Origin of the sequence: Pseudonocardia sp. SID8383 (assembly GCF_009864975.1) — a bacterium.
Lineage (GTDB): Bacteria > Actinomycetota > Actinomycetes > Mycobacteriales > Pseudonocardiaceae > Pseudonocardia > Pseudonocardia alni.
Map to the genome: position 1 here is coordinate 1 of NZ_WWFY01000408.1, position 24,292 is coordinate 24,292.

Below are 24,292 nucleotides of genomic sequence, written 5' to 3' on the forward strand. Positions count from 1 at the left end.
GGCCGAGCCGGCGCCGTCGTCGTCCGGGGGGTGGGCGCCGCAGCCCACCGGGCGTCCGGAGCCGGGCTCGCGCGAGGGCCAGACCTCGTGGCCGGCCTACACCGCGCCGCAGGCGGGCGACCCGGTCGCGCCGCGGTCGCAGACCCGGCTCAACGAGCGCTACACCTTCGACACCTTCGTCATCGGTGCCTCGAACCGGTTCAGCCACGCCGCCGCGGTCGCGGTGGCCGAGGCGCCGGCGCGGGCGTACAACCCGCTGTTCATCTGGGGCGAGTCCGGGCTGGGCAAGACCCACCTGCTGCACGCCGTCGGGCACTACGCCCAGCGGCTGTTCCCCGGGATGCGGGTCCGGTACGTCAGTACCGAGGAGTTCACGAACGACTTCATCAACTCCCTGCGCGACGACCGCAAGGTCGCCTTCCAGCGCCGCTACCGGGACGTCGACGTGCTGCTGGTCGACGACATCCAGTTCCTGGAGGGCAAGGAGGGGACGCAGGAGGAGTTCTTCCACACCTTCAACACCCTCCACAACGCGAACAAGCAGATCGTCGTCTCCTCCGACCGGCCGCCCAAGCGCCTCGAGACCCTCGAGGACCGGATGCGCACGCGGTTCGAGTGGGGTCTGATCACCGACATCCAGCCGCCCGAGCTGGAGACGCGGATCGCGATCCTGCGGAAGAAGGCCGCGCAGGACCGGCTCGCCGTCCCCGGTGAGGTCCTGGAGTTCATCGCGGAGCGGATCGAGCGCAACATCCGCGAGCTCGAGGGCGCGCTGATCCGGGTCACGGCGTTCGCGTCGCTGAACCGGCAGGCCGTCGACACCCAGCTCGCCGAGATCGTGCTGCGCGACCTGATCCCGGACTCCGCGGCCTCGGAGATCACCGCGCCGACGATCATGGCGGTCACCGCCGAGTTCTTCGGCCTCACGCTCGACGAGCTGTCCGGGCCCGGCAAGACGAAGGCGCTCGCCCAGGCCCGCCAGATCGCCATGTACCTGTGCCGCGAGCTGACCGACCTGTCGCTGCCGCGCATCGGGCAGACCTTCGGCGGCCGGGACCACACGACCGTCATGCACGCCGACAAGAAGATCCGCAACGAGATCTCGCTCCGGCGGAAGACCTTCGAACAGGTGCAGGAGCTGACCGCGCGGATCAAACTGCGCGCCCGGCACTGACCTTCGCCGGTGGCCCGCCGAGGCGGGTTGTCCACCGGTCGCACCGCTTCTCCACAGCTCCGGCAGGCCCCACCGTGACCAGGCAGGACGCGTTCTCGGCGGTCACCGCGCGCACCGGGACCGATCCCGTGCAACCCACAGGGGCCACGGCCCCCAGATCGCCGCTGCGGCGCGTTGCGGGCCGTCCCCGGGTGATCGGCACCCCCGCCGCCGCGGACGCCCGGGACACCGGGACCGTCCGGCGTGGTGCCGATCGGGTCCGGCGTGGCGTCACCCGCGTGTCGGTCCCACCACTCCCGTTCGTCGTCCGGTAGTGGGCACTCGGCGCTTCACCACTCGTCCCGGTGATCGCTTGCGCTCACCCGCTGGTGACGCTCCGTCGACATTCCTGTGACGGGTGGGACGTCTGTGGGTTCATCGTGCAACGCGGGAGTGCCGAACGGCGTGTGCCCGCCATCACCCTGGGTCCACGATCCACCACGTTTCCACCCACATCTGGGGACAACTCTGTGGATGGATCGTCGCAGCCCCGTGGACGGATCGCCCGGGATCCGTGGACAACTCTGTGGTGAACCCGGGATGAACCGGGGACGGATGGGGGTCGACGCCGTCGGTCCACCGCTCCACCGACCTGTCAACGGGTGCCCCCACCGCCGCATCCCCAGCCGACGCGGCCTGCTGACCAGCGAGGATGCGCTCCATCCACACTGTGCACAGGACTTAGTACTACGACGGTTTGTCTCTCTCTATCTCTTCTTCCCAAGAACACCTGTGTGGACCGACCCCCGGACGGGGGTCACGGACGGGGACACCGAACGGGCACCGGGGTGGCGTGGAAACTGTCGGGGCGAGGCTCTACCGTGAGCGTCCCGGCGAACCCCGGCTTCCGATCCCGTTCCGGCCACTCCGCTCCGCAGCCCCTCCGGGCCACGGCGCCGGCCGGACCCGGAGGACGAACCGGCCCGCCGCCGCACCGCCGTCCCGTCGACGACCCGGCCCCGCGCCGTGGTCCGAGCCGGGCGCTACCGGGGAAGGTCTCCAGATGAAGTTCCGGGTCGAACGCGACGTCCTCGCGGACGCGGCCGCCTGGGTGGCGCGCAGCCTCCCGGCTCGTCCGCCGGTGCCCGTGCTCGGCGGGGTCCTCATCCAGTCCGACGGCGAGTCCGGCGAGAAGCTGACCGTCTCCGGCTTCGACTACGAGACCTCGGCGCGCGTCGAGCTCGACGCGACGGTCGGGGAGCCGGGCCGCACGCTCGTCTCCGGGCGGCTGCTGGCCGACATCACCCGGGCGCTCCCGTCCAAGCCGGTCGACCTGACCGTCGACGGCTCCCGCGCCACGATCAACTGCGGCAACTCCCGGTTCAGCCTCCCGACGATGCCGGTCGAGGACTACCCGCAGCTGCCCGACATGCCGCAGCGCGCCGGGTCGGTCGCCGCCGACGCGCTCGCCGGCGCCGTCGCCCAGGTCGCCGTCGCGTCCGGGCGGGACGACACGCTGCCGATGCTGACCGGCATCCGGCTCGAGATCGAGGGCTCGCAGCTGACGCTCGCGGCCACCGACCGGTTCCGGCTCGCCGTCCGCGAGCTCGAGTGGTCCCCGGAGGACGCCTCGATCTCGACCGCGGTGCTGATCCCGGCCAAGACCCTCGCCGAGGTCGCCAAGACCCTCGCCGGGTCCGGCACCGTGGAGATCGCGCTGTCGGCCGGGGACGGGATGCTCGGGCTCACCGGCGGCGGCCGCCGCTCCACCAGTCGGCTGCTCGACGCCGAGTTCCCCCGCTTCCGCCAGCTGATCCCGGCCGAGCACACCACCGCGGTCGAACTCGACGTGGCGCTGCTGGTCGAGGCGATCAAGCGTGTCTCGCTCGTCGCGGACCGGGTCGCCCAGATCCGGATGGAGTTCGGCGAGGACGGGCTGCGCCTGGCCGCCGGTGGCGACGACGTCGGGTCCGCCGAGGAGGAGCTGCCCTGCGCGCTCGACGGCAGTCCGCTGACGATCGCGTTCAACCCGGGCTACCTGCTCGACGCCCTCGGCGCGCTGCACACCGACCGCGCCCAGCTGACTTTCACCACGCCGAACCGGCCCGCGCTGGTCCGCCCGGTGCCCAAGCCCGCCACCGACGACGCCGGCGAGGCTCCGTCGCCGGAGAAGTCCGGCTACCTGCACCTGCTGATGCCGGTCCGGCTGCCCGGCTGACCCCCCGCCGGGCGGACGTCCCGGCGAGGGGGAAGACTCGTCCGCGGTGTGATCGACGAGGGCCACCGGTGCCCTGCGGGCATGCCGGCGGCACGGACGCGAAGGGGGCCACTGCCGTGCAGATCGGCATGATCGGACTCGGCCGCATGGGCGGCAACATGCGGGAGCGGCTGCGGGCCGCCGGGCACGAGGTGGTCGGCTACGACCCCCGCCCGGATGTCAGCGACGTGGCCTCGCTCGCGGAGCTCGCCGGTGCGCTGGCCGCGCCGCGCGTCGTGTGGGTCATGGTGCCCTCCGGCGAGCCGACCCGGAACACCGTCGCCACGCTGGCCACCACGCTGGAGCCCGGTGACCTGGTCATCGACGGCGGCAACTCCCGCTACACCGACGACCAGCCCAACGCCGCGCTGCTCGACGCGCACGGCATCGGCTACGTCGACTGCGGCGTCTCCGGCGGGATCTGGGGCAAGGACAACGGCTACGGCCTGATGGCGGGCGGCGAGCCCGAGCACATCGAGCGCGCCATGCCGATCTTCGACGCGCTGCGCCCCGAGGGCGTGCGCGAGGAGGGGTTCGCGCACGCCGGGCCGGTGGGCGCGGGCCACTTCGCGAAGATGGTCCACAACGGCATCGAGTACGGCCTCATGCAGGCCTACGCCGAGGGCTTCGAGCTGATGGAGGCCAGCGAGCTGATCACCGACGTGCCCGGGGTCATCCAGGCCTGGTCGCGCGGCACCGTCGTCCGTTCCTGGCTGCTCGACCTGCTGGTCGACGCGCTCAAGGAGGACCCCCGTCTCGACCAGCTCGAGGGCTGGGTGGACGACTCCGGCGAGGGCCGCTGGACCATCGAGGAGGCCATCGCGCACGCGGTGCCGCTGCCGGTCATCTCCGCGGCGCTGTTCGCCCGGTTCTCCTCCCGGCAGGCCGAGTCGTCCGCGATGAAGGCCGTCGCCGCGCTGCGCCAGCAGTTCGGTGGGCACGCGGTGAAGAAGTCCGGGCCGGCCGGTGCCCCGGGCGACAAGGCGGGACCGTCGTCCGGCGGCGGTTCGACGCAGCAGTGACCCGGCGCCGAGCCGGACGGGAAGGGTGACCAGGCGGTGTACCTCAGGCGGTTCTCGGTCACCGACTTCCGGTCCTGGCCGGAGGCCGAGCTGGAGCTCGACCCCGGCGTGACCGTGCTGGTCGGGTCCAACGGCGTCGGCAAGACCAACCTGGTCGAGGGGATCGGCTACCTCGCCACCCTCGGCTCGCACCGGGTCTCCTCCGACACGCCGCTGATCCGGCGCGGGGCCGAGCAGGCCGTCGTCCGCGGTGAGGTGCACCACCACGGACGGAAACTCGGCGTCGAGTTGGAGATCAACAACGGGAAGCAGAACCGGGCGCGGGTCAACCGCTCACCGGTCTCGCGGCCGCGCGACATCCTGGGGATCCTGCGCAGCGTGCTGTTCGCGCCGGAGGACCTGGCCCTGGTGCGGGGCGACCCGTCGGAGCGCCGGCGTTTCCTCGACGAGCTGCTCGTCGCGCGGTTCCCGCGCTACGCCGGCGTGCGCGCCGACTACGACAAGGTCCTGCGCCAGCGCTCGGCCCTGCTGAAGTCCGCGAAGCCGGCACTGCGCGGGGCCCGCGGCCGGTCCCGGGCGCCGGTGGCCGCGGACCCTGAACTGCCCGACGACCTGGCGACGCTGGAGGTCTGGGACGGGCATCTCGCCCGTACCGGCGCGGCGCTGCTGGCCGGGCGGCGCGAGCTCGTCGTCGCGCTGGCGCCCTACGCCCGCGAGGCGTTCGCGGCGATCGCGCCGTCGTCGGACCCGATCGGCCTGGACTACCGGTCCAGCCTCGGGACGGCGGGGGTCGCGGAGCTGCCGTCGTCGACCGGGGACCTGGAGGCGCTGCTGCTCGACCGGCTGGCCGAGGTGCGGTCCCAGGAGGTCGAACGCGGGGTCTGCCTGGTCGGCCCGCACCGCGACGAGCTGGACCTCGCCCTGGGCGAGGGACCGGCGAAGGGCTACGCCAGCCACGGCGAGTCCTGGGCGTTCGCGCTGGCGCTGCGGCTGGCGTCCTACCGCCTGCTGCACGCCGACGACGTCGAGCCGGTCCTCGTGCTGGACGACGTCTTCGCCGAGCTGGACTCGGCCCGCCGCCGTGCGCTGGCCGGCCTGGTGGCCGGCGCGGAGCAGGTCCTGGTGACCGCCGCGGTGGCCGAGGACGTGCCCGCGGAGCTCGACGGGGTCCGGTTCGCCGTCGGCGACCGGACGGTGAGCCGCGACGGCGAGGTGCCCGCGTGATCGCCCCGTCAGGTCTCGAACGTGTCACGGCATTCTGGGGACAAGGCTGTGGATACTGTGGATAACTCAGGAGCACCGGGGGACGGACGCCGTTCCGGAACCGGAAACCGGAGGACAGGACGCCGGGGACCGGGCACCGACGGCGCCGAGCCTGGGGACGGACGCGACACCGGTCCCGGTCACGACGCGGTCACGGGCGGGGACGTCCCGGGCGGCGGTGTCCCGGGGGAGCAGGGTGACCTGCTCGCCGGCGACCGCGCGAACCTGCGCGGAGCCGACCTCGCGCGCGAGGCGCTGCGCGCGGCCCGCGAGGCGTCGGCCCGCAAGGCCGAGGAGCGGGCCCGGGCCGACCGGCCCAAGCTGCGCGTGGTCTCCGGGCGGGGGCGTCGTCGTCGCTGGTCGGGGGCGGGGCCCGACGACCGGGACCCGCAGCCGTTCGGACGTCTGGTGTCGCGGGTGTCGGTGGACCGCGGCTGGTCGAACCGGCTGACCGACGCGACCGTCCTCGGCCGGTGGCCGCAGCTGGTCGGGCCGGACGTCGCCGACCACTGCACACCGGTCTCGCTGCGCGACGGCGAGCTGACCCTGCAGGCCGAGTCCACGGCGTGGGCCACCCAGCTGCGGACCCTGCAGCGTCAGCTGCTGACCCGGCTCGCCGCCGCGGTCGGGCCGGACGTCGTGCGCCGGATCCGGGTCGTCGGGCCGAGCGGGCCGAGCTGGCGGCACGGTCCGCGGCACGTCCGCGGCCGCGGCCCCCGCGACACCTACGGCTGACCCGCGCCCTGCCTCCCGCTCCGCCCGGGCACCGCCCCGGCGTGCTCCCAGGGGAACCCTCGTAGCGCTCTAAGCCACGAAAGTTCCCCTGGGGGCACCGGGCAGGTGGGCGGGTGCCGCCGAACGGGTGGTGGGCGCCGGGGTGCACGTTGTGGGCGCGTCACGTCGCCCCGGGGGCCGTGGAGGGCCGGATCGGGTGAGGAGCCGCACCCCACCGGCCCCGTGCCTCTCGTCGGCGGTGAGCGCGGGATGACACGGCCGCCGGTCCGCTCGACCCCGCAGGGGCACGTTCGATCCCGCACCGGACGCCGTTCGCCCGTCTGTGACGCTTCTGGGTGGGTCCTTCCCGCCTTTCCGTCGGTCCCGACGGGTAGGATCGACAGGTGTTTCCCGGGTGGCTCCCCAAGACATGACCAGAGCGCCCGGTCGGTGGAACCGTTTCGTCGTCGTCGCACCGGTGGTGCGCGCGTCGCGCGGGCGGTTCACGTGGCGAGGAGAAGCAGCTACCCGTGGCTTCCGACAAGGCAGCGAACAACGCCTACGGCGCGTCGTCCATCACGGTCCTCAAGGGCCTGGAGGCGGTCCGCAAGCGGCCCGGCATGTACATCGGCTCGACCGGTGAGCGGGGTCTGCACCACCTGATCTGGGAGGTGGTGGACAACTCGGTCGACGAGGCGATGGCCGGTCACGCCACGAAGGTCGTCGTGACCCTGCAGTCCGACGGCGGCATCCGCGTCGAGGACGACGGCCGCGGCATCCCCGTCGAGATGCACCCGGTGGAGAAGAAGCCGACCCTCGAGGTCGTCCTCACCAGCCTGCATGCCGGCGGCAAGTTCGACGACAAGTCCTACGCCGTGTCCGGTGGTCTGCACGGTGTCGGCGTCTCGGTCGTGAACGCGCTGTCCACCGCGCTCGACGTCGAGGTCCGCCGCGACGGCCAGATCTGGCGCCAGCACTACGAGTACGCCGTGCCCGGCGAGCTCGTCGAGGCCGGCACCACGAAGAAGTCCGACACCGGCACCACGATCACCTACTGGGCCGACCCGAAGATCTTCGAGACGACCAGCTACACGCTGGAGACGATCCGTCGCCGGCTGCAGGAGCAGACGTTCCTGAACAAGGGCCTCACCATGGTCCTGCGCGACGAGCGGCGGCCGGAGAAGCCGGCGGGTGTCCCGTCGTCGGACGCGGTCGACTCCGACGGCAACCCGATCGAGGCGCCCGTCCCGGAGATCGACGCGGACGCCGAGCCCGACGCCGAGGGCTACGTGGCCAAGCCCAAGGAGTACGTCTTCCACTACCCGAACGGGCTGGAGGACTTCGTCGCGCACCTGAACAAGTCGAAGGACCCGATCCACCGCAAGATCGTCAGCTACACCGGCGAGGGCCCCGGCCACCAGGTCGAGGTCGCGATGCAATGGAACTCGGGCTACTCCGAGTCGGTCTACACCTTCGCGAACACGATCAACACGCACGAGGGCGGCACCCACGAGGAGGGCTTCCGCCACGCGCTGACCGCGACGGTCAACAAGTACGCGCGCGACAAGAAGCTCATCAAGGAGAAGGACCCGGCGCTGTCCGGCGACGACATCCGCGAGGGCCTCGCGGCGATCGTCTCGGTCAAGGTCTCCGAGCCGCAGTTCGAGGGCCAGACCAAGACCAAACTCGGCAACACCGAGGTCAAGTCGTTCGTCCAGCGCGTGTCGAACGAGTGGCTGGCCGACTGGTTCGAGCGCAACCCCACCGAGGCGAAGACGATCGTCACCAAGGCGGTCTCCTCGGCCCAGGCCCGCCTGGCCGCGCGCCGTGCCCGCGAGCTCGTGCGGCGCAAGAGCGCCGGCGACATCGGCGGTCTGCCCGGCAAGCTGTCGGACTGCCGCTCGCGCGACCCGGAGAGCTGCGAGCTCTACATCGTCGAGGGTGACTCCGCGGGCGGCTCGGCGAAGGCCGGCCGCGACTCGATGCACCAGGCGATCCTGCCGATCCGCGGCAAGATCATCAACGTCGAGAAGGCCCGGATCGACCGCGTCCTCAAGAACACCGAGGTCCAGTCGATCATCACCGCGATGGGCACCGGCATCCACGACGACTTCGACCTGGCCAAGCTGCGGTACCACAAGCTGGTGCTGATGGCCGACGCCGACGTCGACGGCCAGCACATCCGGACGCTGCTGCTCACGCTGCTGTTCCGCTTCATGCGCCCGCTGATCGAGAACGGGCACGTGTTCCTGGCGCAGCCGCCGCTGTACAAGCTCAAGTGGTCCGGTCGCGGGGCCGAGCCGGAGTACGCCTACTCCGACCGCGAGCGCGACGGCCTGATCGAGGCCGGCCGGGCCGCGGGCAAGAAGCTTCCCAAGGACCAGGGCGTGCAGCGCTACAAGGGTCTCGGCGAGATGGACGCCAAGGAGCTGTGGGAGACCACGATGGACCCGACGAACCGGCTGCTGCTGCAGGTGAGCCTGGACGACGCCGCCACCGCCGACGAGCTGTTCTCGGTGCTGATGGGTGAGGACGTCGAGTCCCGCCGGTCCTTCATCACCCGCAACGCCAAGGACGTGCGCTTCCTGGACGTCTGATCCACACATCTGATCCAGACGCACGTATGAACACGCACGAGGAGACTTCGTGACGGACACGATCGACCCCGCCGCCCCCGCGGCAGGCGGCGGAGAGGGTGGGGGCCGGGTCGAACCGGTCGACATCCAGCAGGAGATGCAGCGCTCGTACATCGACTACGCGATGAGCGTGATCGTCGGGCGGGCGCTGCCGCTGGTGGAGGACGGTCTGAAGCCGGTCCACCGCCGCGTCCTCTACTCGATGGGGGAGAACGGCTTCCGGCCCGACCGCGCCCCGGTCAAGTGCGCCCGCGTCGTCGGCGACGTCATGGGCAACTACCACCCGCACGGCGACTCGGCGATCTACGACGCCCTCGTGCGGCTGGCCCAGCCCTGGTCGATGCGCTACCCGCTGATCCAGGGACAGGGAAACTTCGGGTCGCGCGGCAACGACCCGGCCGCGGCCATGCGGTACACCGAGTGCCGGCTCTCGCCGCTGGCGATGGCGATGCTCCAGGACATCGACGAGGAGACCGTCGACTACCTGGACAACTACGACGGCAAGACCCAGGAACCGGTCGTCCTGCCGTCGCGGGTGCCGAACCTCCTCATCAACGGCAGCTCCGGCATCGCGGTCGGCATGGCGACGAACATCCCGCCGCACAACCTGCGCGAGGTCGGCGCCGGCGTCGCCTGGTGCCTGGAGAACCCCGACGCCACCGACGACGAGCTGCTCGAAGCGCTCATGGAGCGCATCAAGGGGCCGGACTTCCCGACCCACGGCCTCATCGTCGGGCGCGACGGCATCGAGTCCGCCTACCGGACCGGGCGCGGCTCGGTCCGGATGCGGGCCGTCGTCGAGGTCGAGGAGGACGCCAAGGGTCGCACCACCCTGGTCGTCACCGAGCTGCCCTACATGGTCAACCCGGACAACCTGATCGAGTCGATCGCGGGCATGGTCCGCGACGGCAAGATCGCCGGGATCTCCGAGATCGTCGACGAGTCCTCGGACCGTATCGGCATGCGGATCGTGGTCACGCTCAAGCGCGACGCGGTCGCCAAGGTCGTGCTGAACAACCTGTACAAGCACACCCAGCTGCAGCACAGCTTCGGTGTGAACATGCTGTCGATCGTCGACGGCGTGCCGCGCACCCTGCGCCTCGACCAGATGATCCGGCACTACGTCCGGCACCAGATCGAGGTCATCGTCCGGCGGACCCGCTACCGGCTCCGCAAGGCCGAGGAGCGGGCCCACATCCTGCGTGGTCTGGTCAAGGCGCTGGACGCGCTCGACGAGGTCATCGCCCTGATCCGGGCGTCGGCCACGGTCGACGTCGCCCGGGCCGGCCTGATCGACCTGCTCGACGTCGACGACATCCAGGCCCAGGCGATCCTGGACATGCAGCTGCGGCGCCTGGCCGCGCTGGAGCGCCAGAAGATCGTCGACGAGCTCGCCGAGATCGAGCGCGAGATCGCGGACTACCAGGACATCCTGGCCCGTCCGGAGCGCCAGCGGCAGATCGTCCGCGACGAGCTGGCCGAGCTGGTCGAGGCCCACGGCGACGACCGTCGCACCCGGATCGTCGGCTACGACGGCGACGTCACCGACGAGGACCTGATCGCGGTCGAGGACGTGGTCGTCACGATCACCCGCACCGGCTACGCCAAGCGCACGAAGACCGACCTGTACCGCGCCCAGAAGCGCGGCGGGAAGGGCGTGCAGGGGGCGCAGCTGAAGCAGGACGACATCGTCAACCACTTCTTCGTGTGCTCCACGCACGACTGGATGCTGTTCTTCACCAACCGCGGGCGGGTCTACCGGCTCAAGGCCTACGAGCTGCCCGAGGCCAACCGCACCGCGCGCGGCCAGCACCTGGCGAACCTCCTGGCCCTGCAGCCGGAGGAGGAGATCGCCCAGGTCATGCAGATCAAGGACTACTCGGCGCGGCCGTACCTGGTCCTGGCCACCCGCAACGGCCTGGTGAAGAAGTCGCGCCTGACCGACTTCGACTCCAACCGGGCCGGCGGCCTCATCGGCATCAACCTGCGCGACGACGACGAGCTGGTCGGCGCCGTCCTCTGTTCGGGTGACGACGATCTGCTCCTCGTGTCCGCCGAGGGCCAGTCCATCCGGTTCACCGCGTCCGACGACGCGCTGCGCCCGATGGGCCGCGCCACCTCCGGCGTCCTGGGGATGCGGTTCAACGAGGGCGACAAGCTGCTGGCCCTCGGCGTGATCCGCTCCGACACCTACCTGCTCGTCGCCACCACCGGTGGCTACGCCAAGCGCACCCCGATCGAGGACTACCCCGTTCAGGGCCGTGGCGGGAAGGGAGTGTTGACCCTCCAGTACGACCGTCGCCGTGGCACGCTGGTCGGTGCGCTCATCGTCGGCATCGACGACGAGCTGTACGCGATCACCTCCACCGGCGGGGTCATCCGGACCTCCGCCCGCGAGGTGCGGAAGGCCGGCCGGCAGACGAAGGGAGTCCGCCTGATGAACCTGGGCGAGAGCTCCACGCTGCTGGCCGTCGCCCGCAACGCGGAGGAGACCGAGGAGGACCCGGGCCAGCAGGCGTAGTGCACGTCGGGTGGCCGGCCCGCAGGGCCGGCCACCCGGTACACGCCGTGGGACCGGAGCAGTACCGAGCGACGACCAGCGAGGAGAGCTCCCACTCGTGAGCACCGACGACCGCACCCCGTCGCAGGACGAGGCCCGCACCGTCGCCACCGACGCCGACCACGACCCGTCGACGACGGCGGCCCCGGCCGACCACGTCCCCGGCCCGCGCGACGACGCCGAGCCCGCGGCCGACCCGGCCGGGGCCTCGCCGCCCCCGTGGCGCCGGGTGCCCGACACCCATGACGACCGCGACGGCGGCTCGGTCGCGGACTCGCTGCTGAGCGAGGCCCCGACCGCGTTCATGACCGCCCCCGGCGCAGGTGCGTCCGGCGCGACGACCGCCGTCCGCGACCCGGAGCAGCGCGAGAACGGCACGGCCCCGGCGGACACGCCGCGCGCGTCGGTCCGCAACCGGCCCCCGCGCCAGGCGCTGCTGCAGCTCAAGCGGCTCGACCCGTGGTCGGTACTGAAGATGGCCCTGGCGCTGGCCGTCGTGCTGTGGCTGGTGTGGATGGTCGCCGCGGGCGTCCTCTACGGCGTGCTCGGCGGGATGGGCGTCTGGGACCGGCTCAACGGCACCTACGCCGACCTGGTCACCTCGCAGCAGGAGACCGGGGGCTCGCTGATCAGCGTCGGCCGGGTCTTCGGGCTCGCCGCCGTCGTCGGCGCGGTGAACAGCCTGCTGTTCGCGGTGGCCATCACCGTGGTCGCGTTCGTCTACAACGTGGCCGCCGACCTGGTCGGCGGCATCGAGGTCACGCTCTCCGAGCGGGACTGACCGGAGCGTCGTCACGCACCCCGCACGGGGTCGGGCGGAGGGGGACCCCCTCGTAACCCGCTCGACCCCGTGCGGTAGTGTTTCCCCTGTTGCACGGGCCTATAGCTCAGTTGGTTAGAGCGCATCGCTGATAACGATGAGGTCGCTGGTTCAAATCCAGCTAGGCCCACACCTTCCCCCTCCGACAGTCACTCGCGAGGAGACCTGCGATGAAGAAGCTGTTCGTGCTGGCCGTCGCCGCCGGCGCTGCGTACTTCGGCTGGTCCCGCTTCCGCGGTGTCGGCTCCGACGACCTGTGGCACGAGGCCACCACCCGCTGACCCCGCCTCCCGGGGTACCGTGATCGGGACCCACCAGGGGACATAGCTCAATTGGCAGAGCACCGCCTTTGCAAGGCGGGGGTTAGGGGTTCGATTCCCCTTGTCTCCACCAGCTGACACGCACTTCTCCGCACGTTCTGTCGGTGCCGGTGGTCGGGCGGCCCGCCGGACGGCTCGTGTCACCACTGTGACGGAGCCTCGGCGGTGTTCCGGCGGGCGATCACCCACCACCTGCCGTTTTCCCGGGTGCCCTGCTGTTCCACGTGGAACACGACGCTCCGCGGGCCGCCCCCGTGCCGGTGGCTGCGGGCCGTGGTGCGGATGGGCGACCGACTCCGCGAGCCGACCCGCCCCACCCGTCACCCGGGATGGCGGTACTTCACCGGCCCGCCGCCGGGGCCAGACCCGTCGCGCTCACCGGGCGTCGCGGTGCAGGACGACCGTGTCCTCGGTCGCTGCGGCGTCCGTGGTGTCGAACGAGACCCGGGTGAGCTCCTGCGAGACGCGCCAGATGCGCTCGGCGTCGTCGGTGCTGCGCAGGGGCCGGTAGAGGCCCAGCTCGGTGGGCGCACCACCCAGACCCCCGAACCCGTCGGGCCCGTAGAACCGCCCACCGTGTGCGTCCGGGGAGGTCGCGGCGTACAGCGCGAGCAGCCCGGCGCTCTGCGCGGTCCCGACGAGGATGCCGTGGGCCGAGAGCGCGCCGATCACCCGTCGTCCCCGCGCGGGCTGCTCGCGACCGACCTCGGCACGCGCGGCGAGCAGGCTGGTCGGGGCGATCCCGGGGTGGGACACGTTGCTGGTGATGCCCCAGCGCCCGGCGCGGCTGCGGCGGTCGAGCTCGAGGGCGAACAGCCCGAACGCGATCTTCGACCGGGCGTAGGCGGCCATATCGTTGCCGTAGCCGACCTGCGCCTGGAGGTCGTCCCAGACGATCCGGCCGCGGCGGGCGGCGACGCTGAGCTGGGAGGTCACCCGTGCCCGGCCGGCGCGCAGCAGCGGGAGCAGGTGCGCGACGAGGGCCACGTGACCGAGGTGGTTGGTGCCGAACTGCAGCTCGAAGCCGTCGACGGTCGTCGCCCGCCGGGGCGGGGTCATGACGCCGGCGTTGTTGACCAGGATGTGGATCGGGCGGCCCTCGCCCCGCAGCATGACGCCGAGCGCGGCGACGGAGCCCAGCGACGACAGGTCGAGCTCGCGCAGGGACACGGTCGCGCCGGGGGCGCGGGTGCGGATCGCGTCGGCCGCCGCCTCGCCCTTGCGCCGGTTGCGGACGGGCAGCACGATCTCGGCTCCTGCGGCGGCGAGCCGGGTGGCGATACCGAGCCCGATGCCGTCGCTGGCGCCGGTGACGACGGCGAGCCGGCCGGTGAGGTCGCCGATGGTGATGTCGCGGGTGCGGGACATGATGTCTCCCTGGTGGGTGCGGTGTTCGAGGCCGGGCGGTCGTCAGGCGGCGGTGGCGACGCGGGGGCCGGTCGCCCGGCGGGCGGCGACGAGGGTGCCCGCGGCGAGTGCGGCGAAGGCCGGTACGGCGGCGACGCCGAGCGCGGCCAGGACGGCGGGCCGGTCCGCGAGGTAGGCCACGGCGCGCAGGGTGAGGTTGAGCGCGTGGAGCACGACGCCGGCCAGCGTGCTGACGGTGTAGACGCGGATCAGCCGGGGGTGCCCACGCCAGTCCTCGGGGCCGCCGACCAGCCGGTTGAACAGGGTCCCGGTCACCGGGCGGCGGACGAGGACCGAGCCGAGGAACAGCACGCCGAGTGCGGCCGGGATCAGGGTGGGGAGCAGGAAGAACGCCCGGGCCTCGCCGGAGAACGCGGCGACGGCGGCGCACACGCCGGCCACCGCCAGACCGACGACGGCGGCCCGCAGCGACTCCCGGCGGGCCAGGCGCACCCCGAACGTCACCGGCGCGGCGACGGCGAGCGCGATAAACGCCCAGGTCAGCCCGCCCGCCGCGTCGGCCGCCACGAAGGCGACGGCGGGCGCGGCGGCGAGGAGGATCCCCACGGCGCCGCCGGAGCGGTCCAGGCTGGTCCGCATCGCCGCGGAGAGCGTGGCGGCACCCTCGGCCCGGGTCGGCTCGCCGGTGCGGTGCTCCTCCGGGCGGCCCGGCGGCACGGCAGTGGTCGGGTCGAGCGGGAAGAGATCGTTCGGCACGGTGGGCTCCTCGGGTCGGTGGCGGTGTGCCGACCACGTTCACCCTTCCGTCTGCCCGCAACCACGGCCTCCCGATCCGCCCCTGGACCGTGCGGCCCCGACCGGGTGGGGCGGATCGACGGTCCGTGGCTCCGCGCCGTGTGTCCCGGTAGGAACGGACGGAGGCGACCGAGAGGCGGTACGGATGATCGACCGGGTGGGCCTGGCCCAGTTCCTGCGGCGGCGCCGTGAGGTACTGCAACCGGAGGACGTGGGGCTGCCGCGGGGGCCGCGCCGTCGTACCAGCGGGCTGCGCCGCGAGGAGGCCGCGGCGCTGTGCCACATGTCGACCGACTACTACGCGCGCCTGGAACGGGAGCGTGGCCCGCGGCCGTCGGAGCAGATGATCGCCGCGATCGCCCAGGGGCTGCACCTCTCGCTCGACGAGCGCGACCACCTGTTCCGCCTCGCCGGGCAGCATCCGCCCGCCCGGGGCGCGACCAGCGAGCACATCGGTCCCGGCCTGCTGCGCATCCTCGACCGTCTCGTCGACACGCCTGCCGAGATCGTCACCGAGCTCGGGGAGACGCTGCGCCAGACCTCACTGGGGGTGGCGTTGACCGGCGACACCACCGGGTTCACCGGCCCGTCGCGGAGCATCGGCTACCGCTGGTTCACCGACCCCGGCGCCCGTCTGCTCTACCCGCAGGAGGACCACGCGTTCCTGTCGCGGCGCTACGTCTCCGGCCTGCGGGCGGTCGCGGCCCGGCGTGGGCCGGGATCCCGCGCGGCCCACCTCGCCGACCTCCTGTACCCGGAGAACGAGGAGTTCCGCGCGCTGTGGGACTCCCACGAGGTCGGCGTCCGGACCGACGACGTCAAACGCCTCCTCCACCCCGAGGTCGGCGCACTGGAGCTGCACTGCCAGACGCTGCTCGACCCCGATCAGTCCCACCTGCTGCTGGTCTACACCGCCGTCCCGGGCAGCGAGACCCACGAGAAGCTGCAGCTGCTCTCGGTCATCGGGGCACCGTCCGCCGCCTGGTACCGGCACGGCGAGCCGGCAGGCCCGCGGCCGGACGAGACCTGACCCGAGAAGGAGGGCCGGTCAGCGCGGACCGGCGCCGACCCCGCGGACCAGGCCGGACAGCAGCACCTTCGACAGCCCCTTCGCGAGCAGCGTCTCGCCCGCCGGCAGCCGCTTGTCGGCCTCGACCGCGTAGGTGATCTCGGTGCCGGTGCCGACCGGACGCAGCGTGACCTCGCCGCGGTAGTTCTTCAGCGGCACACCGGCCAGCGCGCGGTACCCGAGGCGTCGCCCCGGCTCGAACGCGGTGACCTCCTCGACGATCGGACCGGGCGAGCCGATGCCGACCTTGCGGACGGTGCCGACACCGTTGGGCTCCGGCGTCCCGGCCCGCGTCACGGCCACCTTCAGGCCCGGCGCCCACGCCGACATGCCCTCGTGGTCGGACAGCACCGACCACACCGTCTCGGGTGTCGCGGACACGGTGCGGACGGACGTCGCTCTGATCATGTGCGGACCTTACTGACGGGTAGAAGAGAAATCGAGCGGACATGTCGAGAACGCGCGTCCGGTTCCGTCCCCGGGGTGAACGCGGCCAGGATGGGCCGCGACGAGCACCGAGGAGACCCACCATGGCCAAGTACCTGCTGCTCAAGCACTACCGCGGCGCCCCGGCCCCGAAGAACGACGTCCCGATGGACCGCTGGGCTCCCGAGGAGGTCACCGCGCACATCCGCTTCATGCAGGACTTCGCCGAGTCCCTGAAGGAGACCGGCGAGTTCGTCGACGCCCAGGCGCTGGCGCCGGAGGGCACCTTCGTCCGCTACGACGGCGAGGGCCGCCCGCCGGTCACCGACGGTCCGTTCGCGGAGACCAAGGACCTCGTCGCCGGCTGGATGATCATCGACGTCGACAGCTACGAGCGGGCCGTCGAGCTGACCGGTGGGCTGTCGGCGGCCCCCGGCGCCGGTGGGGAGCCGATCCACGAGTGGATCGAGCTGCGGCCGTTCCTCGAGGCCCGGCCGACCGTCACCGAGTGAGCGGCGAGGTGGCCGGTGCCGACGCCGCGCTGCTGCGCGGCCTCGTCCCGGAGGTACTGGGGATCCTCGGCCGTCGCGGTGCGGGCTTCGCGGCGGCCGAGGACGCCGTGCAGGACGCGCTCACCGAGGCCCTGCGGACCTGGCCCGTGGACCCGCCGCGGGACCCGAAGGGCTGGCTCGTGACGGTGGCCTGGCGCCGCTTCCTCGACGCCACCCGGTCGGAGACCGCGCGTCGTGGCCGGGAGGAACGGGCCGGGGCCGAGCCGGCGCCCGGCCCGGCGCCGGACCGCGACGACGCGCTCGAGCTGTACTTCCTGTGCGCGCACCCGTCGCTGTCGTCGTCGTCGGCGGTCGCGCTCACCCTGCGCGCGGTCGGCGGGCTCACCACCCGGCAGATCGCCGCGGCCTACCTGGTGCCCGAGGCGACGATGGCGCAGCGGATCAGCCGTGCCAAGCGCACCGTCGCGGGGGTGCGGTTCGACCGCCCCGGCGACGTCGCGACCGTCCTGCGGGTGCTCTACCTGGTGTTCAACGAGGGCTACTCCGGCGACGTCGACCTCGCCGCCGAGGCGATCCGGCTGACCCGGCGCCTCGCGGCGTCGGTCGACCATCCCGAGGTCGCGGGCCTGCTCGCGCTGATGCTGCTGCACCACGCCCGCCGCGCCGCCCGCACCGGACCGGGCGGCGAGCTGGTGCCGCTGGTCGAGCAGGACCGCGGCCGCTGGGACACCGCGCTGATCACCGAGGGGGTGGCGCTGCTGCAGGCCGCGCTGGCCCGCGACCGGCTGGGGGAGTTCCAGGCCCAGGCGGCCGTCGCCGCCCTGCACGCCGACGCGCCGGTCGCCGGGGAGACCGACTGGCCCCAGATCGTCGAGTGGTACGACGAGCTGGTCCGGCTCACCGGCAGCCCGGTCGCCCGGCTGAACCGGGCCGTCGCCGTCGGGGAGGCCGACGGGCCACGGGCCGGGCTGGCGGCTCTCGCCGATCTCGACCCGGCGCTGCCCCGCTGGACCGCGGTCAGCGCCCACCTGCACGAACGAGCGGGGGAGCGGGCCACGGCCGCGCGTCTCTACGTCGAGGCCGCGGCACTGGCGTCCTCCGCGGCCGAACGGGACCACCTGACCCGGTGTGCCGCCCGTCTCCACACCGGATCAGTGGGCTGAACCGCATCGTCACAATTGACGATCACCCGGCCTCCGCGGCACACCGACAGGACGCCGGCGCGCAGCGGTGCGAGGATCACGCGAATGAGCCTGGTGTCGGATCCCGTTGCGGTCGCGGCACCGTCGCCGCTGACGTCGCCGGTACGGCTGGCCGCGGTCCAGGCCACCCGGCTGCTGGACACCGGGCCGGACGAGGCGTTCAACCGCCTGACCCGGCTGGTCTCGGTGGTCCTCGGCACCCCGGCGGTCATGCTGACCGTCGTCGACGAGGTCCGGACCTTCCTCAAGGGCACGCCCGAGCCCGCGCAGATCGTCGGGCCGGACGGCGTCTGGTCGGCGCCCGTCGAGGACAGCGGGTGCAAGGTCGTCATCGAGTCGGGCGAGGAGATCTGCGCCGGTGACGTGCGGGCCGACCCACGGCTGCGCGACCTCTCGCTGATGACCGACTTCGGTGCGGCCGCCTGGCTCGGCGTGCCGGTGCGCGACCCCGCGGGCCAGGTCGTGGGCAACCTCTGCGCGATGGACGTGGTCGTCCGTGAGTGGACCCCGCTGCACCGCGAGACGATCCGCACCCTGGCCGACGCCGTCGAGGGCGAGATCGCGCTGCGTCTGGCCCTGCGCGAGACCGAGCGGCAGGCGTTCGCCGCCGCCCGCGACGCGGCCGAGATCGAGACGCTGGCCCGGACGCTGCAGGAGTCGCTGCTGCCGGCGCAGCCCCCGCGGCTGCCCGGGGTCGACATCGCGGCCCGCTTCCTGCCCGGCGGCTCCGGAGTGGACGTCATGGGCGACTTCTACGACGCCGTCCCCACCCCGGACGGCGTCGCCGTGGTGATCGGCGACGTCCAGGGCAAGGGTGCCGGCGCCGCCCGGACGACCGCGCTGGCCCGCTCGGCCACCCGCACCGCCGCGCACGTCGACAACGACCCGGCCGCCGTGCTCCGCACCGTCAACGACGTCCTGCACGTCTGGTTCGACGGCCGCATCAGCTTCGTCACCGCCGCGCTCGCGTCGCTGCGCCGCGGCCCCTCCGACACCTGGCACGCCGACCTCGCCTCGGCCGGTCACCCGCCCGTCCTCGTGCGACGGGCCGACGGCACCGCGGAGTTCCACGGCGGCGGCGGGCTGGTCCTCGGCATCGGCACCACCCCGATGGTGGCCGACGCGGCCGTCATCCTCGCCGCGGGCGACAGCCTGGTGCTCTACACCGACGGCATCACCGAGGCGCACGTGCGCGGGCACTGGGAGCAGCTGGGGGAGGAGGGCGCCCGGCGCACGCTGGCCTCGCTCGACCCGGGCGCCGACGCCGATACGATCGCGCGCGCCCTCACCGAGGCCGCCCTCGCGCACTGCGGCGGTCACCTCAGCGACGACGCCGGGGTGGTCGTCGTGCAGGTCGAGGAGCCCGGCACCGGCGACGTCGACCGGGTCGTCACCGAGCACGTCCCGCACGCCGGGGTCGGCCGGGAGACGCGGCGTTCCGCGGAACGCGTCCTCGTCGGCTGGGACCTCGCCCCCGGCACCCTCGCCGATGCGATGCTGGTCATCGAGGAGCTCGTCGCGAACGTCGTCGACCACGCCCGTACCGCGTTCCGCCTGACCCTGGTCCGGGGCCGGGACGCCCTGCGGATCGAGGTCGACGACGAGGGTGCGGGCAGCCCGCTGCTCCAGCCGCTCGACCTGCGGGCGGCGCGTGGGCGCGGCCTGCAGCTCGTCGAGGCCGTCACGCAGGCCTGGGGCTGTGACACCCAGGGCCGCGGCAAGCGGGTGTGGGCCGAGCTCGCCGCGCGCTGACCCCCTAGGACGCGTCCTCGCGCCAGGTCAGGTCGACCTCCAGCTGCCGGTGACCGTCGGAGGCGGTACCGGTCGCGGACCGGCGGACCTCCGCGCGACCGTCGCGCAGGGCACGGGCGGCGTCCTCCAGGTGCGCGGCGAGGTCGTGCGCCGCGGTCGTCGCGTCGGGCCAGGACCATGCGTCGTCGGATGCTGTCATGCGCCCAGTGTGCGACACCCGCTCACACCCCGGGTGAGGACCAACCAGGTCAGATCGGCTGCCTAGCCGACGATGTCGCCGGTGGCGATGCCCGGGCTGCCCGAGCGTGCCGCGTCGATGCCGATCGCGAGCTCGGGCAGGCTCGTGCCGACCGAGACGACCGTCAGCCCGATGACCATCGGGGACAGGCTCAGCCGGGTGGCGAGCCTGCTGCCGGACCGGACGAGCAGCTCGGCGCCGACGAGCAGCAGTACGAGACCGCCGAACTGAGGAGGACCGCCTCCACCGCCGCTACCGCATCCCGCCGGACACCACGGACCCAGCCTCGCCCACCGGGCGCCGCGTGTCGATCTGAGACAGGTCGGCCCGGCGACGTCCCGGGTCGGCCACGCTGGGCCGGTGGAGGACGGGCACGACGTCGTGGTCGTCGGTGCCGGGGTCGCGGGTCTGTACGCGCTGCACCTGTTGCGCCGGCGCGGTCTGCGCGTGACCTGTGTCGACGCCGCGCCCGAGCCCGGCGGGGTGTGGCACCACCAGCGTTTCCCGGGTGCCCGCATCGACACCGAGGGTGCGGCCTACCAGTACCTGTTCTCCGACGAGCTGTACCGCGACTGGGGCTGGAGCGAGCGCTTCCCGGCCGGCTACGAGGTGCTGCGCTGGCTGCGGTTCGTCGCCGACCGGCTCGACCTGCACCGCGACCTGCGACTGTCCACACCGGTCACCGCCGCCCGCTGGGACGGCGGTCGCTGGCGGGTCCGCGCCGGCGACGACGAGCTGTCTGCGCGGTTCGTGGTCCGCTGCACGGGGTCGTTCACCGCACCCCGCACCGACGCCGTCCCCGGCCGGTCGGACTTCACCGGGCCGGTCGTCCACACCGGAGCGTGGCCGGCCAGGGGACCCAAGCTCGACGGGCTGCGGGTCGGCGTCGTCGGCTGCGGGCCGAGCGCGGTCCAGCTGGTCCCGGCCCTGGCCGGGCGGGTCGGCCGGCTCACCGTCCTGGCCCGGACCCCGCGTTTCGTGCTGCCTGCGGCCAACCCGATGTTCGGCTGGCCGGAGCGCGCGGCCTACCGCGACCGGTTGCCCGCGATGCGCGAGGCGGTCCGGTCCACACCGTCCGGCACCGGACACCCTTCTGTCCACAGAGGACTCCACAGTCTGGGGACGGTCCACGACGAGGACCCGCTGGCGCTGCACCCGGCCCGGCTCGCCGGGCTCGCGTCCGACCCGGCACTGCGGGCCGCGGCGGCCGCCGTCGTCCGGGACCGGATGCGGGCGCGGCTGGGCGACGACCACCTCGCGGCGGCGCTGGTCCCGGAGGGCGACGACTACGGTCTGCGCCCCGTCGCGACCGACCAGGGCTGGCTGGAGAGCTTCCACCGCGACGACGTCGAGGTGCTCCCCGTCGCCCGGAACCCGCTCACGCGGATCCGGCCGGAGGGGATCGGGCTGGCCGACGGGACCGTCGTCGGGCTGGACGCGATCGTGCTGGCCACCGGGTTCGACACGGGCGCGACCCGGGCCGGGATCGACGTCGTCGGCCGCGACGGGCGGCTGCTCGGCACCGGGCCGGGCCTGTTCGGGATGGCGCACCCCGGCTTCCCGAACCTGTTCGCGCCGCTGGCGCCGACCCTCGGGTACGGCAACGACGCGGCCTGCCTGCAGGGGCAGGTCGAGTGGGTCGACCGGGCGATCGGCGCCCTCGACGCCGACGGCCTGTCGACGATCGAGGCGCTGTCGTGCGCGGCGGAGCCGGTCGCGCCCTACGCGGTGCCCGGCGGGGTCGCGGGCGTACTACGCGCCTGCGACGACGAGGCCGCCGCGGGCTACCCGTCGTTCGAGCGGCGCTGACCGTCCAGGCGGACGTCCGGGTCCGGTACGCCGAACAGCATGTTCCGCGACGAGGCCGGTTCCTCGGGGATCCGGTCGACGACGTCGAACAGGTCCATCGCGCCGGTCACCTGGAGTGCGCGTCGGGCGGGACGGCTCGAACCGAAGTACACCCGGAGCCGTTTGCCCTCGGCGCCCAGCATGTCGCGCGACTGGAGCAGCGAGTTCAGCCCCGCCGTCCCCAGGAAGTCCACGCCGGTCAGGTCGAGGATGAGTTCGGGACCCGCCTCGGACCAGATGCCCATCTCGACCCACAGGTCGGGGGAGGTGTCGTCGTCGATGGAGCCGATCGCGTGCAGCACGGTGGCGCCCGCCGGGTGGCTGGACTGCTCGAAGCGCAGCGTCGGCCCGGGAGCGGCGGCCTGCGCGGCATCCGGCATGGAGCGGTCGTCGTCCGCCATGGTCGGGAACCCCCTTCGGCCACCGGGATCTCCGGTACGTCCGAGCAGCATTGCAGCGGGTGGCCGTCACCGCATGTGCTGATCGGTGGCGCCCCGGGCGCGTAGCCTTCGCACCCGACCGCCGACCACCCGCGGGGGCGATCCTCCCGCCGGGACCCGAAGGACCACCGTGAGCGCTACGACCCTCTCCGCCGCCGCGATCGCCGGGATGATCGACCACGCGATCCTCAAGCCCGAGCTGACCCGCACCGAGGTCGACGCCCAGCTCGACCTCGCCGCCCGCTACCGCATCTTCAGCGTGTGCGTACGCCCGTCCGACGTCGCGCACGCTGCCGCCCGGCTCGCGGGGACCGGCGTCGCCGTCGGCACCGTGATCGGCTTCCCGCACGGCACGACCAGCACCGCGGCCAAGGTCGCCGAGGCGCGGCAGGCGATCGCCGACGGTGCCGCCGAGCTGGACATGGTGCTGAACGTCGGCCGGCTGCGGAGCGGCCTGACCGACGATGTCGAGGCCGACATCGCCGCCGTCGTCGGGGCCGCCGACGGCCGCGTCGTGAAGGTGATCCTGGAGACCGCGCTGCTGTCCGACGACGAGGTGGTCGCCGGCTGCCGGGTCGCCGAGTCGGCGGGCGCGGCGTTCGTGAAGACCTCCACCGGCTTCGCCGGCGGCGGTGCCACGCCCGAGCACCTCGCGCTCATGCGCGCCACCGTCGGACCGCAGGTGCAGGTCAAGGCCTCCGGCGGGGTCCGGGACCTCGACACCGTGCTGGCCTTCCACGCCGCGGGCGTCACCCGCTTCGGCACCAGCGGTACGGCCACGATTCTCGACGACGCCGCGGCCCGCGACGCCGGAGCCGACGCCGCGGCCCGGGTGGACGACGCGTCGTACTGAGGGGGCTACCGAGCGGTACACCGGGCCGCCGGATCTGCGAAGCTGACCCGAGCACGTTCCCGTGAGCCCCGGAGGAGACCGATGGCGAAGCAGCCCCTCCCGAGCTCCTGGTCGCCCGCGGGCGTCACCGGGACCCTGATCGGCGCCGCCCTCGGCACGGTCGGCGCGGCCGTGGAGATCGGCCGCCGGCTGCCCGGCTGGCTGGCCGAGGCCCCGCGCGCGGTCGAGGCGATGCCGTCGGTCGCGGCCGACGTCGCCGCGCTGCCGCGGCGCATCGCCGGTGTCGACGCCGCCCTGACCGGCCTCGCCCCGGTGCTCGACGACGTGCTCGGCCGGGTCGTGACGCTGTGGGACGACCCGGTGGCCGTCGAGCGGATCGACCGTCTGACCGCGGCCGTGGTCGAGCTGGCCGGGGCCGCCGGACCACTGCGCGAGCTGGCCGGTGCCCGCGACGACCTGCACCAGCTCGCCGGGCTGCGCGAGGACCTGCACCACCTGGCCGGCGTGCGCGACGACTTGCACGAGCTGGCCGGGGTCCGGGACGACCTGCACGAGCTGGCCGGGGTCCGGGAGGACCTGCACGAGCTGGCTGCGGTGCGCGGGGACCTGCACGAGCTGGCTGCGGTGCGCGGGGACCTGCACGAGCTGGCGGGGATGCGGGAGGACCTGCGGGAGCTGGCCGCGGTGCGGGGCGACCTGCACGAGCTCGCCGCCGCGGTCGGGCCGCTGCGGGAGCTGAGCGGGGCGGTGGCGTCGCTGCAGGACCTGGCGGGGGCCGTCGAGGCGCTGCGGGAGCTGGCCGCGGCCGTCGGTCCGTTGTCGGAACTCGCCGGCGCGGTCGAGGCGCTGCGGGAGCTCGCCACCGCCGTCGGTCCGCTGACCGAGCTGGGCACGGCGGTCGAGCCGCTGCGCGAGCTGGGCACGGCCGTCGAGCCGCTGCGCGAGCTCAGCACCGCCGTGGGTCCGTTGTCGGAGCTGGCCGGCGCCGTGGAGTCGCTGCGGGAGCTCGGCGCGGCCGTCGGTCCCTTGTCCGAGCTGGCCGCG

22 protein-coding genes and 2 tRNA genes are annotated in these 24,292 nt (G+C 73.4%); 18 read left to right on the forward strand and 6 right to left on the reverse strand.

Features of this window, described 5'->3' with window-relative positions:
- From dnaA to GTW08_RS09755, 11 genes are all read left to right on the forward strand, one after another.
- The coding region (gene dnaA / locus GTW08_RS09710; RefSeq protein WP_237453694.1) for a chromosomal replication initiator protein DnaA at positions 1 to 1,174 on the forward strand (1,174 nt) is incomplete at its 5' end.
- A gap of 1,042 nt (positions 1,175 to 2,216) precedes the next feature.
- Positions 2,217 to 3,371, forward strand: a complete 1,155-nt coding sequence (gene dnaN / locus GTW08_RS09715) for a DNA polymerase III subunit beta (protein ID WP_073573712.1) — start codon at positions 2,217 to 2,219, stop codon at positions 3,369 to 3,371.
- Positions 3,372 to 3,487: 116 nt separating this feature from the next.
- Positions 3,488 to 4,432, forward strand: a complete 945-nt coding sequence (gene gnd / locus GTW08_RS09720; protein ID WP_073573713.1) for a phosphogluconate dehydrogenase (NAD(+)-dependent, decarboxylating) — start codon at positions 3,488 to 3,490, stop codon at positions 4,430 to 4,432.
- Positions 4,433 to 4,468: 36 nt separating this feature from the next.
- Positions 4,469 to 5,656 (forward strand): DNA replication/repair protein RecF, encoded by a 1,188-nt coding sequence (gene recF / locus GTW08_RS09725; RefSeq protein ID WP_073573714.1) that lies wholly within the window; start codon positions 4,469 to 4,471, stop codon positions 5,654 to 5,656.
- A gap of 57 nt (positions 5,657 to 5,713) precedes the next feature.
- Entirely contained in the window at positions 5,714 to 6,430 is a 717-nt protein-coding gene (locus GTW08_RS09730; RefSeq protein WP_322789684.1) for a DUF721 domain-containing protein, read from the forward strand.
- A 509-nt stretch (positions 6,431 to 6,939) separates the two neighbouring features.
- Complete coding sequence (gene gyrB, locus GTW08_RS09735) at positions 6,940 to 9,006, forward strand: DNA topoisomerase (ATP-hydrolyzing) subunit B (protein WP_073573715.1); 2,067 nt, start codon at positions 6,940 to 6,942, stop codon at positions 9,004 to 9,006.
- A gap of 49 nt (positions 9,007 to 9,055) precedes the next feature.
- On the forward strand, positions 9,056 to 11,566 hold the full coding sequence (gene gyrA / locus GTW08_RS09740; RefSeq protein WP_073573716.1) for a DNA gyrase subunit A: 2,511 nt from the start codon (positions 9,056 to 9,058) through the stop codon (positions 11,564 to 11,566).
- Positions 11,567 to 11,663: 97 nt separating this feature from the next.
- On the forward strand, positions 11,664 to 12,386 hold the full coding sequence (locus GTW08_RS32940) for a DUF3566 domain-containing protein (RefSeq protein ID WP_304580005.1): 723 nt from the start codon (positions 11,664 to 11,666) through the stop codon (positions 12,384 to 12,386).
- Between the two features lie 95 nt (positions 12,387 to 12,481).
- A tRNA-Ile gene (locus tag GTW08_RS09750) sits at positions 12,482 to 12,555 on the forward strand.
- Positions 12,556 to 12,595: 40 nt separating this feature from the next.
- Complete coding sequence (locus GTW08_RS31725) at positions 12,596 to 12,706, forward strand: DLW-39 family protein (protein WP_208820446.1); 111 nt, start codon at positions 12,596 to 12,598, stop codon at positions 12,704 to 12,706.
- Positions 12,707 to 12,742: 36 nt separating this feature from the next.
- Positions 12,743 to 12,818, forward strand: a tRNA-Ala gene (locus GTW08_RS09755).
- A 302-nt stretch (positions 12,819 to 13,120) separates the two neighbouring features.
- Here the strand turns inward: GTW08_RS09755 and GTW08_RS09760 are convergent.
- Both GTW08_RS09760 and GTW08_RS09765 read right to left on the reverse strand, forming a co-directional pair.
- Positions 13,121 to 14,113 carry an SDR family oxidoreductase gene (locus tag GTW08_RS09760; RefSeq protein WP_161151797.1) on the reverse strand — a complete coding sequence of 331 codons (993 nt, stop codon included), beginning with the start codon at positions 14,111 to 14,113 and terminating at the stop codon, positions 13,121 to 13,123.
- A gap of 42 nt (positions 14,114 to 14,155) precedes the next feature.
- Entirely contained in the window at positions 14,156 to 14,869 is a 714-nt protein-coding gene (locus GTW08_RS09765) for a DUF3159 domain-containing protein (protein ID WP_161151798.1), read from the reverse strand.
- Positions 14,870 to 15,053: 184 nt separating this feature from the next.
- Here GTW08_RS09765 and GTW08_RS09770 point away from each other — a divergent pair, with 184 nt between their 5' ends.
- A complete protein-coding gene (locus GTW08_RS09770) occupies positions 15,054 to 15,938 on the forward strand; it encodes a helix-turn-helix transcriptional regulator (protein ID WP_161151799.1) in 885 nt (294 codons plus the stop codon).
- Between the two features lie 18 nt (positions 15,939 to 15,956).
- On the opposite strand, the gene GTW08_RS09775 is transcribed toward GTW08_RS09770, so the two are convergent.
- Positions 15,957 to 16,385 (reverse strand): SRPBCC family protein, encoded by a 429-nt coding sequence (locus GTW08_RS09775; protein ID WP_100879109.1) that lies wholly within the window; start codon positions 16,383 to 16,385, stop codon positions 15,957 to 15,959.
- A gap of 122 nt (positions 16,386 to 16,507) precedes the next feature.
- Between GTW08_RS09775 and GTW08_RS09780 the strand changes: the two genes are divergently transcribed.
- The 3 genes from GTW08_RS09780 (at position 16,508) to GTW08_RS09790 (ending at position 19,869) form a co-directional block, all read left to right on the forward strand.
- A complete protein-coding gene (locus GTW08_RS09780; protein WP_073573719.1) occupies positions 16,508 to 16,915 on the forward strand; it encodes a YciI family protein in 408 nt (135 codons plus the stop codon).
- Positions 16,912 to 18,078, forward strand: a complete 1,167-nt coding sequence (locus GTW08_RS09785) for an RNA polymerase sigma factor (protein ID WP_217266841.1) — start codon at positions 16,912 to 16,914, stop codon at positions 18,076 to 18,078. The genes GTW08_RS09780 and GTW08_RS09785 overlap by 4 nt, the downstream gene beginning before the upstream one ends.
- Before the next feature lie 84 nt (positions 18,079 to 18,162).
- Positions 18,163 to 19,869, forward strand: coding sequence for an ATP-binding SpoIIE family protein phosphatase (locus GTW08_RS09790; protein ID WP_073573720.1), 1,707 nt, complete (start codon positions 18,163 to 18,165; stop codon positions 19,867 to 19,869).
- Between the two features lie 4 nt (positions 19,870 to 19,873).
- Here the strand turns inward: GTW08_RS09790 and GTW08_RS09795 are convergent, their stop codons facing one another.
- Both GTW08_RS09795 and GTW08_RS32470 read right to left on the reverse strand, forming a co-directional pair.
- Positions 19,874 to 20,068 (reverse strand): hypothetical protein, encoded by a 195-nt coding sequence (locus tag GTW08_RS09795; RefSeq protein WP_073573721.1) that lies wholly within the window; start codon positions 20,066 to 20,068, stop codon positions 19,874 to 19,876.
- A gap of 62 nt (positions 20,069 to 20,130) precedes the next feature.
- Complete coding sequence (locus GTW08_RS32470) at positions 20,131 to 20,391, reverse strand: hypothetical protein (protein WP_083658004.1); 261 nt, start codon at positions 20,389 to 20,391, stop codon at positions 20,131 to 20,133.
- A 76-nt stretch (positions 20,392 to 20,467) separates the two neighbouring features.
- Between GTW08_RS32470 and GTW08_RS09805 the strand changes: the two genes are divergently transcribed.
- Positions 20,468 to 21,916, forward strand: coding sequence for a flavin-containing monooxygenase (locus tag GTW08_RS09805; protein ID WP_073573722.1), 1,449 nt, complete (start codon positions 20,468 to 20,470; stop codon positions 21,914 to 21,916).
- Here the strand turns inward: GTW08_RS09805 and GTW08_RS09810 are convergent.
- Positions 21,892 to 22,356 carry an STAS domain-containing protein gene (locus GTW08_RS09810; RefSeq protein WP_161151801.1) on the reverse strand — a complete coding sequence of 155 codons (465 nt, stop codon included), beginning with the start codon at positions 22,354 to 22,356 and terminating at the stop codon, positions 21,892 to 21,894. The genes GTW08_RS09805 and GTW08_RS09810 overlap by 25 nt on opposite strands.
- A gap of 169 nt (positions 22,357 to 22,525) precedes the next feature.
- Between GTW08_RS09810 and deoC the strand changes: the two genes are divergently transcribed.
- Both deoC and GTW08_RS09820 read left to right on the forward strand, forming a co-directional pair.
- Positions 22,526 to 23,248, forward strand: coding sequence for a deoxyribose-phosphate aldolase (deoC, locus tag GTW08_RS09815; protein ID WP_161151802.1), 723 nt, complete (start codon positions 22,526 to 22,528; stop codon positions 23,246 to 23,248).
- Between the two features lie 81 nt (positions 23,249 to 23,329).
- On the forward strand, positions 23,330 to 24,292 hold a 963-nt coding region (locus GTW08_RS09820; protein ID WP_161151803.1), incomplete at its 3' end, for a hypothetical protein.